The sequence below is a fragment of the Pseudomonas sp. NPDC087804 genome (assembly GCF_044742965.1).
Classification (GTDB): domain Bacteria; phylum Pseudomonadota; class Gammaproteobacteria; order Pseudomonadales; family Pseudomonadaceae; genus Aquipseudomonas; species Aquipseudomonas rustica.
In genome coordinates this window covers 53,825-72,614 of the sequence record NZ_JBIUVN010000028.1, presented here as the reverse complement: position 1 = coordinate 72,614, position 18,790 = coordinate 53,825, and the positions used below count along the sequence as shown (strand labels likewise).

Annotated in this window: 13 protein-coding genes, 1 rRNA gene and 1 pseudogene; 5 read left to right on the top strand and 10 right to left on the bottom strand. The window is 59.0% G+C overall.

Annotation, left to right across the window (positions count from 1 at the left end; all coding sequences use genetic code 11):
- The first annotated feature begins 154 nt into the window (after window positions 1-154).
- A 5S ribosomal RNA gene (gene rrf, locus ACIOMO_RS23735) occupies window positions 155-270 on the top strand.
- A 72-nt stretch (window positions 271-342) separates the two neighbouring features.
- Here the strand turns inward: rrf and ACIOMO_RS23730 are convergent.
- From ACIOMO_RS23730 to ACIOMO_RS23715, 4 genes are all read right to left on the bottom strand, one after another.
- The gene (locus ACIOMO_RS23730) at window positions 343-1,521 is read right to left on the bottom strand and encodes a PepSY-associated TM helix domain-containing protein (RefSeq protein WP_401243906.1); all 1,179 of its coding nucleotides are present in this window, start codon (window positions 1,519-1,521) and stop codon (window positions 343-345) included.
- Window positions 1,522-1,598: 77 nt separating this feature from the next.
- On the bottom strand, window positions 1,599-4,103 hold the full coding sequence (locus ACIOMO_RS23725; RefSeq protein WP_401243904.1) for a TonB-dependent siderophore receptor: 2,505 nt from the start codon (window positions 4,101-4,103) through the stop codon (window positions 1,599-1,601).
- An 88-nt stretch (window positions 4,104-4,191) separates the two neighbouring features.
- A complete protein-coding gene (locus ACIOMO_RS23720; RefSeq protein ID WP_401243902.1) occupies window positions 4,192-5,193 on the bottom strand; it encodes a FecR domain-containing protein in 1,002 nt (333 codons plus the stop codon).
- Complete coding sequence (locus ACIOMO_RS23715; RefSeq protein WP_026000801.1) at window positions 5,193-5,693, bottom strand: sigma-70 family RNA polymerase sigma factor; 501 nt, start codon at window positions 5,691-5,693, stop codon at window positions 5,193-5,195. The genes ACIOMO_RS23720 and ACIOMO_RS23715 overlap by 1 nt, the downstream gene beginning before the upstream one ends.
- A gap of 360 nt (window positions 5,694-6,053) precedes the next feature.
- On the opposite strand from ACIOMO_RS23715, the pseudogene ACIOMO_RS23710 reads away from it, so the two are divergent.
- Window positions 6,054-7,079, top strand: a pseudogene (locus ACIOMO_RS23710) (cache domain-containing protein); the annotation flags it as partial.
- Window positions 7,080-7,148: 69 nt separating this feature from the next.
- Window positions 7,149-7,934 carry a methyl-accepting chemotaxis protein gene (locus ACIOMO_RS23705; protein WP_371262348.1) on the top strand — a complete coding sequence of 262 codons (786 nt, stop codon included), beginning with the start codon at window positions 7,149-7,151 and terminating at the stop codon, window positions 7,932-7,934.
- Window positions 7,935-8,076: 142 nt separating this feature from the next.
- On the opposite strand, the gene ACIOMO_RS23700 is transcribed toward ACIOMO_RS23705, so the two are convergent.
- The 5 genes from ACIOMO_RS23700 to ACIOMO_RS23680 all read right to left on the bottom strand — a co-directional run bounded on the left by ACIOMO_RS23700 (window position 8,077) and on the right by ACIOMO_RS23680 (window position 15,152).
- Window positions 8,077-8,544 (bottom strand): SRPBCC family protein, encoded by a 468-nt coding sequence (locus ACIOMO_RS23700; RefSeq protein WP_401243900.1) that lies wholly within the window; start codon window positions 8,542-8,544, stop codon window positions 8,077-8,079.
- 22 nt (window positions 8,545-8,566) lie between these two features.
- Window positions 8,567-11,959 carry an amino acid adenylation domain-containing protein gene (locus ACIOMO_RS23695; RefSeq protein ID WP_401243898.1) on the bottom strand — a complete coding sequence of 1,131 codons (3,393 nt, stop codon included), beginning with the start codon at window positions 11,957-11,959 and terminating at the stop codon, window positions 8,567-8,569.
- Between the two features lie 10 nt (window positions 11,960-11,969).
- On the bottom strand, window positions 11,970-12,899 hold the full coding sequence (locus ACIOMO_RS23690; RefSeq protein WP_401243896.1) for a diiron oxygenase: 930 nt from the start codon (window positions 12,897-12,899) through the stop codon (window positions 11,970-11,972).
- The gene (locus ACIOMO_RS23685; RefSeq protein WP_401243894.1) at window positions 12,896-13,672 is read right to left on the bottom strand and encodes a DUF3050 domain-containing protein; all 777 of its coding nucleotides are present in this window, start codon (window positions 13,670-13,672) and stop codon (window positions 12,896-12,898) included. The genes ACIOMO_RS23690 and ACIOMO_RS23685 overlap by 4 nt, the downstream gene beginning before the upstream one ends.
- 769 nt (window positions 13,673-14,441) lie before the next feature.
- Entirely contained in the window at window positions 14,442-15,152 is a 711-nt protein-coding gene (locus ACIOMO_RS23680) for a GntR family transcriptional regulator (protein WP_401243892.1), read from the bottom strand.
- Window positions 15,153-15,346: 194 nt separating this feature from the next.
- Here ACIOMO_RS23680 and lapG point away from each other — a divergent pair, with 194 nt between their 5' ends.
- Both lapG and lapD read left to right on the top strand, forming a co-directional pair.
- Window positions 15,347-16,039, top strand: coding sequence for a cysteine protease LapG (gene lapG, locus ACIOMO_RS23675; RefSeq protein ID WP_212551643.1), 693 nt, complete (start codon window positions 15,347-15,349; stop codon window positions 16,037-16,039).
- Between the two features lie 14 nt (window positions 16,040-16,053).
- Window positions 16,054-18,000, top strand: a complete 1,947-nt coding sequence (lapD, locus tag ACIOMO_RS23670) for a cyclic di-GMP receptor LapD (RefSeq protein ID WP_401243890.1) — start codon at window positions 16,054-16,056, stop codon at window positions 17,998-18,000.
- A 361-nt stretch (window positions 18,001-18,361) separates the two neighbouring features.
- On the opposite strand, the gene ACIOMO_RS23665 is transcribed toward lapD, so the two are convergent.
- On the bottom strand, window positions 18,362-18,700 hold the full coding sequence (locus ACIOMO_RS23665; RefSeq protein WP_053116431.1) for a hypothetical protein: 339 nt from the start codon (window positions 18,698-18,700) through the stop codon (window positions 18,362-18,364).
- Window positions 18,701-18,790 lie beyond the last annotated feature (90 nt).

The following is an 18,790-nucleotide window of genomic DNA, read 5'->3' as shown; positions in this document are numbered from 1 at the left end:
CCGATGGTAGTGTGGGGTTTCCCCATGTGAGAGTAGGTCATCGTCAAGATTAAATTCCGAAACCCCAATTGCGAAAGCAGTTGGGGTTTTGTTTTAGTAGAAGTATCTGTTTTTGCTGGCTTGTTACCGTGTTGACGGGCCAGATAAAGAATTTCTTGACGACCATAGAGCGTTGGAACCACCTGATCCCATCCCGAACTCAGTAGTGAAACGATGCATCGCCGATGGTAGTGTGGGGTTTCCCCATGTGAGAGTAGGTCATCGTCAAGATTAAATTCCGAAACCCCTGTCTGCTAACGCAGACAGGGGTTTTGTCATTTCAGGGTCTGCACAATCCAATGATCAAACCGCTTTACGTGCCTTGCTGATACGTCGAGCCTGCCATTTGCGCCACCAGATGTAGACGCCAGTCCCTGACAACCCCGCAATCAAAACACCTAACACCGCGATCATTACTTGCCCCGTCACACCAATGATCCGTCCACCGTGTATCGGTAACTGCAGCCGGTAGAATTGTTCCCCTAACGTCCCCTGTCCAGCGATCTCCTGATCTAACAATCGCCCATCGGTACCGTGAAAGAACAGCCAGGATTTGCCATGTGCTTCAGTGTCATGCTGCCCGAATCCTGCGCCGTAGAAGTTGTACTCAAAGCTGTAATACAACTCCCCGATTTCTGCTGTCAGCCCTAACCTTTTCCCCTCTTCCAATGCCCTCTCGTACGCCTGTTGATAACTCAATCGAGTCACCCCCAACTCTGAGGAAGGCATTCGTCCTCGCGCCTCGTAGACGCTCGGCTCAATCGGTGAAAACAGCGACACCGCAGGCTTGAACACCTGACTCGGCAAGTTCATGGCCACGCTACTTACCGCGATCGGCAGCAACAACAGCCACAGCCATAATCCACCCGCGCGATGCAGATCGAAGTTAAGCCGATAGGCATGCCCGCCCTTGACCTTCCAGGCCGTCGACCACTTCTTCCAGAACGGCTTGCCACGCGGCAACGTCAGCGACAGCGCCACAAAGCAATCGATGACCCACGCGATTGCCACCAAGCCCATCAACCACAGTCCCCAGTTGCCCGGCAGCGTCAGGTTGTAGTGGAATTCAAGAATGAACGGGACGAAATTCTCCCGTTGAAAACAGCACTCGCCCCAATAACGCTGACCCTTTTGTTCAGCATTCACCGGATCCAGATAGAACACCTGATTGCGCTCATCGAACGGCTTGCCCGTCGCCGGATCGTTACGTGGCACCGCCGCCAATAGCGCGGTATGCCCGGCCTCATGCGGATACTCCATGTACCAGACCTGAAGCTTCGGATGCGCAGACTGCACCGCATCAACCAGCTCGCCCGGCGGCAATCGCGAACCCTCGGCAGACGCCGAATAAAACTGCGGGTTCAGCCACTCATCCAGCTCATGGTTGAACGCCAGAATGCTTCCGGTAATCCCGGCGAGCAGCAGGAACACTGCCGTGGCCAAACCGATATAGCGATGCAACAAAACCAGAAACGCACGCATGAAAATTTCCCCACTGAAACGACAAAGCCAGCCCCTGAATTTCAGGGGCTGGCTTTTTTATGCACGAGACAAATGACTTAGAACTGGTAGCTGACCGTCGCCGCGACGTTACGCTCTTCGCCCATGTAGCAGAAGTTCAGACTGGCGCAGGAAGCGACGTAGGACTCGTTGGTCAGATTGTTCGCGTTCAGGCGTACGTCGACGCCCTTCAAGCCAACCTTGCCCAAGTCATAACCGATCGAGGCGTCGAAGAGTGTGTAGGACGGCACCTTCAAGGTGTTTTCCGCATCCGCCCAGCTGTAACCGACATAACGCACACCACCGCCCAGACGCAGGCCATCGAGCGCTGCGCTGTCGAACTTGTAGTCAGCCCACAACGACGCCATGTGTCGCGGCGCCTGCGTTGGCGAGTTGCCTTTGTTCTCGATCACATCGGTCGGCGTGCTCAAGGTGCTGACCATCGACTTCGAATATTCGATGTCGGTGAAGGTGTAGCTGCCGAGTACTTTCAAGTTGTCGGTCAGTTGCATGTGCGCTTCCAGCTCCAGACCTTGCGAGCGGACAGCGCCTACAGCGCGGTAGAAGTTTTCCTGCGGCAGTTTGGTCGCCAGGTTCTCCTGGTCGATACGGAACAGCGACGCGGTGAACAGGTTGTCAGTGCCCGACGGTTGGTACTTCAAACCGACTTCCCACTGCGTGCCATCGGTAGGCGCCAACGGATTGCCGGCGCTGTCGGCATAGGAGTTCGGGTTGAACGATTCCGAGTAGCTGACGTAAGGCGCCAGACCGTTATCGAACAGGTACAACGCACCCGCGCGGCCGGTCAGTTTGGTGCGTCGGTCGTTGATCTCTGTACCTTCCGGACGCCCCGCTTCAGCGATGCGGTTCTCATCGGAAGTCTCGACCCAGTCCTGTCGCAGGCCCAGCGAGAAGCGCCATTTATCCATCTCGATCAGGTCTTGCAGATACACACCGGTCTGCTCCAGACGACGCAGATAGCTGGTCTCGCCGTACATATCGATCGCCGAGTTGCCGTACACCGGGTTGAACGCATTGATCGGCGCGAGTCCGCCGCTGGTCCAGTCGACCACAGTTTTACGCCGCTGGTAATCCGCACCCATCAACACGGTGTGCTTGGTCGCGCCGGTGAAAAATTCGGCCTGAAGCATGTTGTCGACGATGAACGCATGCAGGCGCTCATCACCGCCGGTGTAGTAGCGGTTCAGCTCGTTGCTGGTCGGCGTCGTCCAGCCATAGGCGTAGACCTGATCCATGTTCACTTTCGAATCGAGGTAGCGGAAGTTCTGTCGCGCGGTGAAGACATCATTGAAGCGATGTTCGAACTGATAACCGAATGACTGCTGATCACGCGAGTAACCGTCGATACCCGGCTCGCCCTCGAAGAAGTGTGGGGAGATCCGGTTGCCGTTGCGCTGATGGATCGTGCCGTCCGCCGGCACGCCGCCGTGGTAGCCGCCATCCGGATCGTGTTGCAGATACGCCTGCAAGGTCAGCGACGTGTCTTCATTGAAATCGATGCTGACGGTTGGCGACAGCGCAAAGCGTTTTTCCTTGTTGTGGTCGAACTGCGTGTCGGACTGATCCGTTAACCCGATCAGACGATAGGCAATGCGCTTGTCGTCATCGACCGGGCCGCTGAAGTCAAAACCGACCCCGCGCTGACCTTGCGTACCGACGGTGGCTTGCACCTGATGATAAGCCTCGTAGAGCGGCTTTTTACTGGTCAGTGCCACCAGGCCGCCCGGCGAACTGCGGCCGTACAGAACCGACGACGGCCCCTTGAGAATGTCCACGCGTTCCAGGAAATACGGGTCGACCTGCATGGTGCTGTAAGTGCCGCTGTCGCCCATCGACTTGAGGCCGTCGAGGTAGATGTTATCCACCGAGCCGTCGTTGAAACCGCGCATCGCCACGTAGTCATAACGATGGGTCGCGCCATACGGATTGGTCAGCACACCCGGGGTGTAGCGCATGGTTTGCGAGACGGTTTGCGAACCTTGGTCGTCCATTTGCTCGCGAGTGACTACCGACACGCTCTGCGAGGTTTCCAGCAATGCGGTACTGGTTTTGGTGGCGATCTGGCTGTGCGTGGCGTTGTAGCCATCCATGCTGCCCAGCGCGTTGCCGAGTGCGAAGCCTTTGATGTCGGTGGTCGGCAGGGCCAGCGCTTCGGTCTCGGCGATCGGGCGCAGGACGTAGCTGCTGCCATCCTGACTGACCGCTTCCAGACCGGATCCGCCAAGCAAATGGCTCAGCGCCTGATCGGTCGAATATTCACCCTGTACACCCGGCGATTGCCGGCCCTGAGTTTGCTGCGGCGTCATCGACAAGGTGATGCCGGCCTGACGTGCGAACTGATTCAGCGCTTCGCCCAGCGGTCCGGCAGCGACGTTGTAGCGCTGGCCGACTTCACTGTTAACGGTGTCTGCCGCCACGCTGACGCTTGGCAGCACGGCGACGCCCAGCGCGGTGGAAAACAGCGCCGCCCGAATGGCGTGGCGCAACAGGCCCGATTCGCATGTGAAATTCAGAGGGTTCTTACAGGTGGCGCGGACAGTCATTGTAGGTTTCCGTAGGAAGTCGCAAACGCTTGAATTGAAGTGCTTACTGACTAAGCCGGACTTGCCACAAAAACCCGCCAAAATAATTTCAGACCACACGTTCCAGAGTTACCCACCAGCGTGTGCGATAGCGCAATTGCACCGGCAAGGTCTGCGGCAGGATGGCCAGCAACATGTCGGTGTTTTCGAGGCGGAACACGCCGGACAGGCGCAAATCGGAAACCTCTGACGCGCAATTCAGAAAACCCTGACGATAGCGGCCGACTTCCTTGAGGAAATCGCCCAGACGCATGTTGCGGGTAACGATCAAGCCGTCGACCCACGCGCCCGCATCCATATCCAGCGCCGGTGCCGGACGCACTTGATAGGGATCGATCAGATAACTTTGTCCGGCCAGCGCTTCGATAACAGTCCCGGCAGAATGAATGGCCACCTGCCCGTGGGTGACGCTCAGCCGCGTGCAATCGCTGTCCTGACGCAGGATGAACCGCGCATTCTGCGGCTCGTAGGATCCGTCACGACTATGCACGCGCAGCGGCCGCTCGAAGTCGGCGCCTTCATCGGCGCCACCACAGGTGACGATGATTTCGCCGCGCGTCAGTTTGATCAGCCGTTGTTGCGCGGTGTAATCCAGATCCACCGCGCTGGCGGTGTTGAGCTCGATCCGCGTGCCGTCCGGTAACTGGAAACCACGCCGCTCGCCGGTGGCCGTGGCGTAATCGGCGCTCCATTGCTGCCACGCGGCCGTGTCTTTGGCCAGCCATGCGGCGGAGCCCATCAACACTGCGCCAGACAACAGCTTCAACGCCTGCCGACGATTCAGTCCCTGCGCGCTGTTCTCCAGGGTATTGAATGCCACTTGTGCGCCCGGCACCGCGCGCAGGTTGTTGCTCAACTCGGCGTGCAGCGACTGCACGCGTTGCCAGGCCAATTCATGCTCATGATGCTCGGCGCGCCACTGTTCGCACTGGCGATTCAGGCGCGCATTGCCATGGTTATTACGCAGACGCAGCAGCCAGTGAATGGCTTGCTTCACTGCTTTTTGCGGAGGTTCGGCGCGACGGCCGAGGGACAAGTTATCCACAGCCATCAGCTTTCGTACCGCAGCACGTAGCAGTGATACAGCGCATCGGCGACGTAACGTTCCACCGAGCGCAGCGACAAACCCATCTGTTCGGCGATCTGCTTGTGGGTCAAACCTTCGCACTGCGCCAGGAGAAATGCCTGACGCACTTTCGGCTTCAATCCTTCAAGCATGCGCGCGATGCTTTCGAGCAATTCGATCACCAGCGCACGGGCTTCGGCACTCGGCGTTTCGGCTTCGGGCAGATGGGCGATGGTTTCCAGGTAGGCGCGTTCGATTTCCTCGCGGCGCCAGTGGTCGATCACCAGACCACGGGCGATAGTTCGCAAAAAGGCGCGGGGCGCTTTCAGTTCGAGGCGTTCGGTGCGTTGCAGCAGGCGCACGAAGGTGTCCTGCGCCAGATCCGCCGCATCCGCTGCGTTGCCCAGCCGTGCGCGCAGCCAGGCGTTGAGCCAGCCGTGATGACTACTGTAAAGCGCCTGAACGGCGAACTCGGGTGAGGACATGAACGCGGCTGCCAAAACGTCACAAATGATAATTAGTCGCATTGTTATCAAGGGTTACAGGTTTTGCAACCGCCGCTCGAACATCCGTCCTAAAAAATTTTGCTGCGCAGGCTCTAGCACGCCGTTCGGCGGGAATCCGAGGCAAAAGCCGTCCATTTCCCACGCAACCCTAAGATTTCTCCTTCACGTGCCGACAGACTGGTGAGACATGCGTGCACCAAAGTAGAGCGACCGGCAGAACGTTGCCTACCCGTCACTGGAAATCAGAGCGGCTGAACCTCAGCGCTACTGAACATCGGAGCTACATGGAATGTTGCATCTGGAACGCATCCCCACCTTCGGCATAAGAAGTCCCATGAAATGAATCTCAAGTTCAGCCATAAAATTTTGTTGGCCGCCTCGGGCGTCGTGGTCCTGGCTTTCGCGTTATTCACCCTCTACAACGATTATCTGCAGCGAAACACCATTCGCCAGAACCTCCAATCCTCCGTACAGCAGGCCGGCGATCTAACCGCCAGCAGCGTGCAGAACTGGATGAGCGGGCGGATTCTGGTGCTGGAAAACCTCGCGCAGAATGTCGCTCATCAAGGCAAAGACGCCGACTTCCCGGGGCTGGTCGACCAACCAGCCTTCACCCAGAACTTCCAGTTCACCTACGTCGGTCAGGCCAACGGTGTCTTCACCCAGCGCCCTGACGCGAAGATGCCGGACGGTTACGATCCGCGTCAGCGCCCTTGGTACAAACAAGCGGTCGCCGCCGATAAAACCATGCTCACCCCGCCGTACATGGCCGCTGTCGGTGGCCTGGTGGTGACCATCGCCATGCCGGTGAAACACAACGGCGAATTGCTCGGTGTGGTTGGCGGTGACCTGAGCCTGGAAACCCTGGTGAAGATCATCAACTCGGTGGACTTCGGTGGCCTCGGCCATGCGTTTCTGGTCAGCGCTGACGGTCAGGTGATCGTCAGCCCGGACAAAGATCAGGTGATGAAAAACCTCAAGGACATCTACCCGAACAGCAACGTGCGCATCGAAAAGGGCAACCAGAATGTGCTGCTCAACGGCGAGGAACGCATTCTGTCGTTCACCCCGGTCAGCGACCTGCCGAATGCGCAGTGGTACATCGGTCTGTCGATCGATCGCGACAAAGCCTACGCCGCACTCAGCCAATTCCGCACCTCGGCGCTGATCGCGATGTTCGTTGCCGTGGGCGCTATTGCCTTGCTGCTGAGCCTGTTGATCAACGTGTTGATGCGTCCGCTGACCACCATGGGTCGTGCGATGCAGGACATTGCGCAGGGCGAGGGTGATTTGACCCGCCGTCTGGTCGTGGAAAGCAAAGACGAATTCGGCGAACTGGGCAGCGCCTTCAACCAGTTCGTTGAACGCATTCACGCGTCGATTTCCGAAGTGTCCTCGGCAACGCGTCAGGTGCATGACTTGTCGCAACGAGTGATGGCGTCGTCCAATGCCTCGATCGTCGGTTCCGACGAACAAAGTGCGCGCACCAACAGCGTCGCGGCGGCGATCAACGAATTGGGCGCCGCCACGCAGGAAATCGCGCGCAATGCCGCCGATGCTTCGCAGCACGCCAGCGGCGCGAGCGAGCAGGCCGACGATGGTCGTCAGGTGGTGGAACAAACCATTCTGGCAATGACCGAGTTGTCGCAGAAAATCAGCCTGTCGTGCACGCAGATCGAAACCCTGAATGCGAGTACCGACAACATCGGCCACATCCTCGATGTGATCAAAGGCATCTCGCAGCAGACCAACCTGTTGGCGTTGAACGCGGCGATTGAAGCGGCGCGTGCCGGTGAGGCCGGGCGTGGTTTTGCCGTGGTCGCGGATGAGGTGCGTAACCTTGCCCATCGCACCCAGGAATCGGCGGAAGAGATCCACAAGATGATCACTTCCTTGCAAGTCGGTTCGCGTGAAGCGGTGAGTACGATGAACGCCAGTCAGGCATCCAGCGAGCAGAGCGTGGAAGTGGCCAATCAGGCCGGTTTGCGTCTGGTCAGCGTGACCCAGCGCATCGGTGAAATCGACGGCATGAACCAGTCGGTGGCAGCGGCGACGGAAGAGCAGACGGCGGTGGTGGAAACCCTCAATGTCGACGTTAACCAGATCAACATGCTGAACCAGCAGAGCGTGGCCAACCTCAATGAAACGTTGAAGGATTGCGATGCGTTGTCGCAGCAGGCGAATCGGTTGAAGCAGTTGGTCGACAGTTTCAAAATCTGACCGCACGTCAGACCGAGTTATCGTTCATCGCGAGCAGGCTCACTCCTACAAATAAATCGCGTTCCTTCTGGAGAAATGCGATCAACTGTAGGAGTGAGCCTGCTCGCGATAGCGGTCTAAAACTCACCGCAAAGCTAAAGCCTTAAACAAACAGCCTCAAAACATTCCCCATCGCATCATCGGCAAACCCCTGCACAAAATCCTTGAACCCCGGCAGCGCCTCTTCGCCACCGCCGGCAGGCTCGGCAATGATCGTCCATGTCGCGCGGGATTTGCCCGTGCCCAGCGCTTCCACATTCATCGCCGCCCACAGATTCGCCACGCCCAGCGTGTTGTAAATCGTCGTCCAGGTCATGCTCAACGCTTGGTCGTCGCGGGAGTTGAGTTGCTCGACCACCACGTTGCCATCCTTGAAAAATTTCTTGCGCAGCGAGGACACGCCCTCGCCGGTCATTTCGATGTGCGACAGCGCCGGAATGAAGCGGTCGAAACCGCCGAAATTGCCGACCACCGCCCAGACCTGCGCCGCGTCGACCGGCACTTCCACCGAAGACACAACGTGGCAGCCATGCGGGTTTTTGATCAGGGTGTCGGGTTGCAGAATGCTCATGGTGTTGCTCCTTGTTGTTGGATCAGATGAAGTTGATTTCTTTCAGGTAAGCGCAGCCGCGACGCAGCAGCGCCGGGGATTTCTGCGGGTAGTGCGCACCCATCTGCTGCACGCCGGCTTCAGCGTTGGCGTGGCCGATCAGGGAGATGTCGCCGATGTCTTCTTCAAAGCCGTTGAGGTAGAAACCGAGCACGCCGAACAGCGCGTTATCGGCGTCGACGCGGCCGAGTTGCTGCTGCCAGTCGGCGACGCTGACCAGTGAGAATTCGCTGCCGGTTTCGCGGAAGGAAGCAACGTAGGCATCCCAGCTCAGCGGCTCTGGGTTATGCAGGTTGAACACCGCGTGATCGGGCGAATATCGGCTGGCATGGAAAGCGATAAACCGCGCGAGAAAATCCACCGGCATCAGGTCGAAATTCAACGCGAAGGCCGGCACCTGGCCGAGCTGAATCGAACCTTTGAGCATCAGCATCAAACGGTTTTTGTGCGGCTGACATACGCCGCTCAGGCTGTTGAAACTGATGTTGCCGGGTCGATACAGATTGACCCGTACGCCGCGTTCCCGCGCGCGTTCGAGGATGCGTTCGCCGACCCATTTCGACAGGTTGTAGCCGTTGCGAATGTAGATCGGCGGCGTCAGTGCGGCGGGCAATTCCAGCACCTGGCCGGCGTCGTCGACGGTGCTGGACGCCGACAGCGTCGAGACAAAATTGAAGACCTTTTTGCTCTGCCCTTCGCACAGATGCAGCAGGGCGAAAATCGGCTCGACGTTGTCCGCCGCCAGTGACTCGTAGTCGAGCACGTGATTGACGTTGGCGGCGTTGTGCACCAACGCGCCGAACTCGCGATCGAGACGCTGATAATCGTCGTTGGCCAAGCCCAATTGCGGGCGAGTGATATCTGCCGCGTAAACCCGCACCCGACTCAGATCCAGATGCTCCAGCCGGTTTTCGCGCAGTGACTGCGCAAAGCGCTGCACTGCCGTTTGCCCGCCGCCGTCACGCACCAGACACGCGACCTCGCTGGCGCCCCAACCGAGCAGCGCCTCGACGATGTGCACACCGACAAAACTGTTGGCGCCAGTGACGATGACCTTGTGCACATCGCCCATGCGGCTGATCGGCAGCGGCTCGATTTCCAGCACACGTTCGGCGTCGGCCATCGCTTGAGCGCTGAGTACCGCGCTGTCATCGGTGCCGCGCACCAGCGTCGCGAGTTTGATGATGGTCGGCAGTTCGATGAAGCGATTGATCGAGATGCTGCGACCGAACTCCTCTCGCAAGCGCAGCAACATCCGCGACAACAGAATCGAATGGCCGCCGAGATTGAAAAAGCTTTCGTCGGTGGAGATATCGCTGACGGGCAGCTCCAACAACTCGGCCCAGATCTCCAGCAACAACGCTTCATCAGCATTCGCCGGCAGGCATTTCGGGCCGTTGTCCTGCACGCTCACCGGCAATTCCAGCAACGCTTTGCGGTCGACTTTGCCGTTGCTGGCGAACGGCATGCTCGGCAGTTCAGTCCACGCCACCGGTTGCATGTAGTCCGGTAAAAACTGTTGGGCGTGGGCTTTCAGTGCATCGCGGGAATCGTTGGATTGTGGCTGGGCAAGGAACGCCAGAATCCGCCGCTGAGGATCAATCACCACGGCTATTTGTCGATACAGCTGGCTCTCGCGCAGGCAGCGTTCGATCTCTTCCGGCTCGACCCGGAAACCACGAATCTTCACCTGATTATCGCGGCGTCCGCACAGCTCGATGCCGTGCTCGCCCCACTTGGCCATGTCGCCGCTGCGGTAAGCGCGCAGGGTTTCGCCATCGGGCAATTGCAGGTTCAGATAACGCTCGGCAGTCTGCTGCGGATTGTTCAGATAGCCGAGGCAAACGCCGGGGCCGACGATGAACAACTCGCCGACGGTGTGCTCGGGCACCGGTTGCAGATCGTCATCGAGAATCAGCACCTGGCTGTTGGCAATCGGCGCGCCGAGGCTGCGGTTGCTGTCGCCGGGTGTGAGTTGTCGCGCAGTGATCAACACCGTGGCTTCGGTCGGGCCGTAGAGGTTGTGCAGCGTGCCTTGGCGGGTCAGTTGTTCAATGACGAACGGCTCGCAGACATCGCCGCCGGTCATCACTTGCACGCCTTCCAGTTGTTCCAGCGGCAGGATGCTCAATAGTGCTGGCGGCAGGAAGGCGTGGGTCAGTTGCCGACGACGGATCAACGCGACCAGTTGCAGCGGATCGCGGCGTTGCGTGTCGTCCGGCACCACCAGTTCGGCGCCTGTGAGCAGGGTTGGGAAGATGTCGATCAGCGACGAATCGAAGCTCAGCGAAGAGAACTGCAACACCCGACTCTCGGCGTGCAATTGCACGTAGTCGGCGTACCACGCGGTGAAGTGCGCGAGGTTGTGCTGACTGAGCAATACGCCTTTCGGATGCCCGGTGGTGCCCGAGGTGTAGAGCGCCATGCAGGGCGCATCGAGTGCGGGGCGCTGGCGCATCAACGCTTGGCTGAGATCTGCTTGGGCGCTGTCGATGCGACTGACGTCCAGCCCTGCCATGGTTGCGCTGAGCGGATGCTCGCCGTCATGCAGCAACAGCAGCGCGCCGGCGTTGTGCAGGATGTATTGCTGGCGCTGCAGCGGATGGCTCGGCTCCAGTGGCAGATACACCGCACCGCTGCCGAGAATCGCCAGAATTGAAGCGAACAGCGCCGGGCTTTTCGGCAGACAGATGCCGACCACCCACGGCTGCGGATGCTGTTCAAGAATCGGCAGCAAACGCTGTTGAATTGCGCGGCTGTGGGCGTGCAATTGGCGGTAGCTGATGGAACGTTCGCCGAGGTGCAGCGCCGGACGTTCGGCATGCTCGATCAGGCTCTGTTGCAGCCGCTCGATCAGCGGGATTTGCGCCTGTTTCAGCAGCGCCGGATTCGCCGTGTGGTTGAGGCGATGGACGTATGCCAGGCTGTCGAGAAACAGCAGGTTTTCCATCCGCTCGAAATCTGGCGCAGTCACCGTTGAAGCCTGCTGCAGATAGTCCGCATCACGGGAGAAGCGGCTGACCAGCAAGGCCACTTCGTCCACCACGTGCGTCAGCACCCGCTGGCGCAATGCCTGGCCGTTGCCGGAAGGCTCGTCGCCAATCGGCACACGGCTGATCAAAGACGAGCCGAGAAAGCACAGCAAATCGAGTGTCGGCAAACCCGCAGCGCTTTGCGCTCCAATACCTAAGCGCAGATGCAAATGCGGGATCGCGCAGAAATCACCGGCGCCGATGAAGCCATCGTCGATGATCAAATCCACCGTCGATTGTGCGGCGCCGCTGCGCGTCAATGCGTGACCGTGTTGCTCCAGTTCCTGCGCCAGGTCGGTCATGGCCTGGCTGGCGCCAATCAGCAAAATGTCGAGACGTTTCATGTCGGCCTCCTCAAACCAGGTAGTCGCGCAGGGCGTGCTGCACGCAAGGCGTGTCCAGCAGCGAACTGTTGTGGAAGAACTTGACGATGTTGCCCACCAGCGGGTGGTGGCGATTGATCGGGAAGGCCAGCCCGGCGATTTCGTCCTTGAGTGATCGCTTTGTGATCTGGCTGACCGGCAGGGCATCGATCAGGCGCAGATCAAAGGATTTCTGGATGTCGTTGGTCAGGTAATGGCCGATGAACACCGGCAGAATCTGCGCGATGGTTTCGCGATCAGCGTCGCTCGCGGTGTGCCAATAGATGCGCACCATCCGCGCCCAGAAACTCGAGTGGCGACCCTCGTCGAGCAAGTGGTCGGCCATCAGGCCTTTGATCGACGGCTTGACCGTGTCGTCCCGGGCGAACGCGGCGACGTCGCCAGTCACGGTGTTTTCGGCGATGGCCACGCAGATCAATTCCACTGCGCTGCGCAAGTGTTCCGGGGCCAATGCGACGGCGGCGGGAATCGCTCGGCTGAGTTCGATTTCATCGGGCAACTGGATCGGTTCGATGCCGGTCATCGCCACCGTCTGCTGCATGAAATCCATTGCTACCAACGCGTGGTAGTCCTCGTCGACCACCACGGTCATCGCGTCATACCGACAGGCGAACGGAAAGGCCACGGCGAAGCGATTTTTGGCGATGCTGCGCGCGGTCTTGTCGACGATTTCCGTCTCGAAAATCACTACATCGTTGATGAATTTGTACAAGGTCTGCACCAACGCAAAATCACGCTGCTGCGGGCACTCACGCAGGAAGGTTTCGCTGAGCACCAGCGGTTGCCGACTGAGCGGATAGATCAGGCGCTCATCGTTTTCCAGTACGCGACGCGGGCGGGTGCGGATGGTCGCGCGGCTTTCCCAAGTGTCGGCGAACGATTGATAGTCGGCGGCATTCATTGCGCGACCTCCGCCAACGGTTCGCGCATGCTCAGGCGCAGGCCGTCCCACAAGGCGATGCGGCTTTCGACAGCGGCGACGGCGCTGGCGTAGACCTCGGCTTCGCGCTGCGGATCGCCATCGACCAGACGCTCGAGCAGTTGCTCTGCGGCGGGGCCGTGGTCTTCGGAGTCGACTTCGATGTGCCGTTCCAGGTAGTAGCGAAAGGTCGGTGCTTGCTCGATGCCGATGCCCCAGTCGTCGAGGATGCGCTGGAACATGGTCGGGATCACGCTTTCGCGACCGTGCAGAAACGCGGCGGCAACGCTGTGCCCCGGCGCATGGAGGGCGGTGCGCAGGGTGTCGCGGACAAACTGCGCGGCGGCCGGATCGACGTCGATGCTTTGCAGCGCAACGTCGTAGCTCACGCCTTCCTGTTGCAGCGCGACGAAGCGCTCCACTGCCGTGGTACTCGCGCCGATTTCGCGCATTGCATCCAGGTACAACTCGAAATGGCTGTAGTGACCGTGGGCCAGACGATCGTCCGATTCTTCACCGAGGACGATTTCGTTGATCAGCCGTGCCGCGCGAGGATCACGCGGCGGTAGCCACGGCAAACGCGTGCAGGTCAGTTCCTGCTGCAGGCGTTTGGTCAGCGACATGAAATCCCACACGGCAAACACGTGGGTTTCCATAAAGCGGCGCAAGACCGATAACGAGGTAATCTCGGAAAAGATCGGGTGAATGCTAAGTTCGGCTTTCTTCAGGGCGAGTTGGTGCTTAGTGGGCATCATGATGTCCTTTATCATTGATTATGGAATGGCACTTTTGTTTCAGCTGCGCAATCAGTGGAGCGAAGGCTTACTTGTAACTTGTCGACCGGCGACAAAGACTTTCAGACGGAAGTTGTTGTACTGAATGTACTGGCGATTAAAGCCTGCGGCCTGCTGGAGGGCCGCTGTTGTCATGGGTGTGGCATATCGCTTGTGCCGAAGTTTGCAGCGAAGTTCAAACTCGGCGAGAGAAAAGTAATACACGGCAAAAGCATTTAACAAGTGTAATTTTAATTATTTTAAGTTGGATGTTTTTCAAATATGAGTGCCCCCGATAAAACTTGCGGGTTAAGTTTTATTTGGGCGTAGTTACTCCTTTCAGCCAATAACGGCCAAAATTGATCGACAAGAGTGAATGCCTCACTCGAAGCAACTTTCTAATGAAAAAGATTGGTGTGGTTTGAGGGATGAAAGTTGGCCGGAAACGGCGCCATGACTTTCCTTTTCCCGTGACAAGGCTCCTTCCGTAGGTTCCTGTTGCGGGGGCTGCACCACCAGGCGATGCGCCTCCGTTCTTTATTGGGATTGGCCGTTCAAGAGTGCGGGTAAATGGCCGCGACGGCTATTACCGTTTGGTTATTGCCACGGTGGCAATTTCGTTCGCACAGGCGCAGGGAGGTTAGAGCGAAGACGCCGATCCGCCACAGTGTTTGTGCGCGACCGGTTGAGGGGATTTGTAAGCGGGTTATTCGCCGGGCGGACGCGATGGTCCGCGTCCGGCGTGAAGGCTTTAGCGCAGTGCTTTGCGATTTTGCGCGGCGGGGCTGGCGAGGTAGCGGGTAATCACCTCGACACCACGGTTGAGGTGCTGCTCAAGCAGCATCACCGAGCGTTCAACGTCGCGCTCGATCGCGGCTTGCAGCAGGGCGCGGTGGTCGTCCTGGGAAATCTTGCCCAGGCCCATGGCTTCAAGGTTGAAACGCAGAAAGCGTTCTTCTTCATTGAGACCGTCCTCGACCAGACGCAGCAGGCGCTTGTTCGGCGCCTTGGCGTACAGCGCCATGTGGAACAGGCGATTGAGCCGACCGATTTCGTTGTAGTCGTGTTGGGTTTCGAGTTCGCGGATGTAGCCGGCGGCGAGCTCGTGATCGGCTGCTGTCAGCAACGGAATCGACTGCCGCAGCGCTTCGCCCTCAAGCAGAATGCGCAATTCGTAGGTTTCCGTGGCGTCGCCCTGAATCAGCGCGGCGACCACCGCGCCTTTGTGCGTGGTCACGCTCAGCAGTTCTTGCGCTTCGAGCTGGCGCAACGCTTCGCGCACCGGCATGCGGCTGACCCCGAACAAATCGGCCAAATCCTGCTGGCGCAGAGCGGTGCCGCACGGCAGGCGACCATCGAGAATGGCTGCGCGCAGGGTTTCTTCGATGATCGAGCGGGCCAGGTGTGCAGGAATCGGCCCATCGACTTTAATGCTGTGTAGCGGCTTGGGCTTCTGTGTCACGACTACGCACCCTGTAGGTCGGCTGAATTTGGATCCAAATGACACTAGTGATTGCCCTACAAGTTGTCAAACCGTGTAGAGGAATACTTGGCAAACAGTTTAGCGCGATGCCGATGATCTCATCGTGCCATTGTCTTTTAACGGGCTAAGCTTCACCATCAAACGCTTTCCTTCCTGCCCCCCGGAAACCTGCTGTGGCGGTACGTTTCGCGATCCCTCGGACTCTGCGCTGGCTAGGCTGCGCACTGCTGCTGGCCAGTCTTATGCTGGGCGGTCTGCATGCCGATTGGGATTTTTCCGCGATCAGCCGCAAAGCCACAGCCCTGTACGGGCCGCTCGGTGCCGGGCAGCAGCGCATCGATGCCTGGCAGAATCTGTTGGCGACGCAGCAACAGGCCAGCGAAACGGAGAAGCTGAAAGTGGTGAACCTGTTTTTCAACAAACAGGTGCGCTACGTCGAAGACATCGACCTGTGGCACGAGGTCGATTATTGGGAAACGCCGATCGAGGCGCTGTGGAAGGGCGCTGGCGACTGCGAAGACTATGCGATCGCCAAGTATTTCAGCCTGCGCCATCTCGGCGTTTCCAGTGACAAGCTGCGCATCACTTACGTCAAGGCACTGCGCCAGAATCGCGCGCACATGGTGCTGACGTACTATTCCACCCCCGACGCCATGCCGCTGGTGCTCGACAGCCTGATCGATCAGATTCAGCCGGCGTCGCAGCGAACCGATTTGCTGCCGGTCTACTCTTTCAATGCTGAAGGGTTGTATTTGCCGGGCGCCAAGGGCAACAAGAAGGTCGGTGATACCAAACGCCTGTCACGCTGGCAGGATGTGTTGAAGAAAATGCAGGCCGAAGGTTTTCCGGTCGAGACGACTAACTAGGAGCACGCGCTCAGATGTCTTTGTTCAAACAGCTGTTGATCGCTATCTGTCTGTTCCTGGTGGTCGCCTTCACCGGCAGCTTCATGGTCAGTCTGGAAAGCTCGCGTACCCAGTACGTCAACCAGTTGCGCTCGCACGCCCAGGACGCCGCGACGGCGCTGGCCTTGTCGCTGACGCCGAACATCGACGACCCGGCGATGGTCGAGTTGCTGGTCAGTTCGATTTTCGACAGCGGGTATTACGCGAGCATTCGTGTGGTTGATGTGAAGACCGACAAAACCATGGTCGAGCGCAGCGGCAGCCCGGCGGTCACCAACGTGCCGGACTGGTTCGTCAAACTGATCGGCCTCGAACCCGCCGGTGGCGATGCGCTGGTCAGCCGTGGCTGGGAGCAGGCGGCGCGGGTCGAGGTGGTCAGCCACCCGATGTTCGCTGTGGCCAAGCTGTGGCAGAGCGCGTTGGGCAGCCTTGGCTGGCTACTGGTCTGTGGCGCGGTGAGTGCGGTGCTTGGCGCGCTGCTGTTGCGCCGGCAATTGAAACCGCTGGATTACATGGTCAAGCAATCCCACGCCATCGCCCGCCGCGAATTCCTCAGCCTGCCGGACTTGCCGCGCACGCCGGAATTGCGCCGCGTGGTGCTGGCGATGAATCAGATGGTCGAAAAACTCAAGGCGCTGTTTCAGGAGCAGGCCGAGCGCAGTGAAAAACTGCGTGCCGAGTCGTATCAGGACAACCTCACCGGGCTGGCCAACCGGCGTTATTTCGAGATGCAGCTGAACAACCGCGTGAGCAATGCCGAGCAGGCCAGCTCCGGTTATCTTCTGCTGCTGCGGGTCAAGGATCTGGCCGGGCTTAACCAGCGTCTGGGCGGTCAGCGTACTGATGAATTGTTGAAAGCGGTGGGCGAGCAATTGTCCCGCGAGTGCGCCAAATACCCGGAAACCCAGAACCTCGTCACGCGTATTCGCGGTGGTGAATTCGCGGTGTTGGCGCCGGGCCTGGTGCGTGAGGAAGCGCTGCAACTGGCGCAGAATCTTGACGCCGCGCTGAGCAGTTTGCACGCCACCGGCGCTACCGATGTTGAGGCCGTGGCATCGATTGGTCTGGCGCCGTTCGCTCACGGTGATTCGCCGCAATCGGTGTTGAGCCTTGGCGATCAGGCGTTGGCGCAAGCCGAAGGGCAGGGCGAGCAGAACTGGGCGTGTCTCGATCAGAGCCTGACCGCCGACGTTGGCGACGATCACCATGCCTGGCACCGCTTGCTCGATCAGGCGCTGACTCAGCAGCGATTCGAGCTGTATTTCCAACCGGTGGTGGCGGCGCAGGAAACGCAACTGGTGCTGCATTACAAAGTGCTCTCGCGCTTGCTCGATGAGCACGGCCAGACCATTCCTGCCGGGCGTTTCCTGCCATGGCTGGAGCGCTTCGGCTGGACGGCGCGACTGGATCGCCTGATGCTTGAGCGCGTGCTGGAGCAGATGAAAGGGCATGAAGATTCGCTGGCGCTGAACTTGTCGTCAGCGACGCTGGCGGATCCGCAGGCGCTGAATAAAGTCTTTGAGATTCTGCGTACGCATTCCAATCTTGGCCCGCGTTTGACCCTGGAAATCGGTGAGGAACAGTTGCCGGATCAGGCTGTGCTGGAGCAGTTGACCCGTCGTCTGCGTGAGTTGGGCTTCTCGCTGAGCCTGCAGCGCTTTGGTGGGCGCTTCAGCATGATCGGCAACCTGGCGCGGCTTGGGTTGGCGTATCTGAAGATCGATGGCAGCTACATTCGGGCGATCGATCAGGAGAGCGACAAGCGTCTGTTTATCGAGGCGATTCAGCGCGCGGCGCACAGTATTGATCTGCCGCTGATTGCCGAGCGGGTCGAGACGGAAGGGGAGTTGTCGGTGATTCGCGAGATGGGTTTGTATGGGGTTCAGGGGCAGTTGTTGGGTGAGCCGAAGCCTTGGGGGTGAGTCGTGAATTGCCCTCACCCTAGCCCTCTCCCAGAGGGAGAGGGGACTGATTGGGGGATATTTGAGAGGTACGCCGACGTGAATGATTTTCGCTGAATCCATAATCGACTCGATTTTTCAGGTCGATGCAAAAACGCCAGACACCTCGGTCGGCCACCTAACCCTCACCCTAGCCCTCTCCCAGAGGGAGAGGGGACTGATTGGGGGATTTTCGAGAACTACGCCGACTTGAACATCCTGCAGTGAATCCATAATCGCCAAGATTTTGCAGGTCGATGGATGACGCCAGACACCTCGGTCGGCCCCCTCTCCCTCCGGGAGAGGGCTGGGGTGAGGGTAGGCTTTTGATTCCAGAAAGGAATCAGATCAGCCCGCTCTCATCTTCATCAATCAGCTGGCTCAACCCGCCCAACGCCTCACGTGCCTGGTTACGATCCAGCAGTTTGGCCTGGGCCGCTGGCGGCAGGTCGGTGACGCGGATCACGCCTTTGCTGGTCAGCACTTGAATCAGGTCGTCGAGTACCCGAATCATTTCAAAGTCGCTCTGCTTGAGCTGTTTGAGGCTGTTTTCCACCGCAGCGTTGGCGAACCACGCCTGGATTTCATGGTTGTCGGCCGGCAGCGTTTCCGTGGCTTCGGCGTAAGCCGCCGCTTCCACGCGCGTCAACACACCTTGCGCATCGCGTTGCACGTAAAACATTGAGCATCCCTCAGAAATGAACCAGCGTCATGCTGTCAGCAGCATAGCCAACTGCGCGCGAGTATGCGGTGCGGCGACGCAATCGTCACC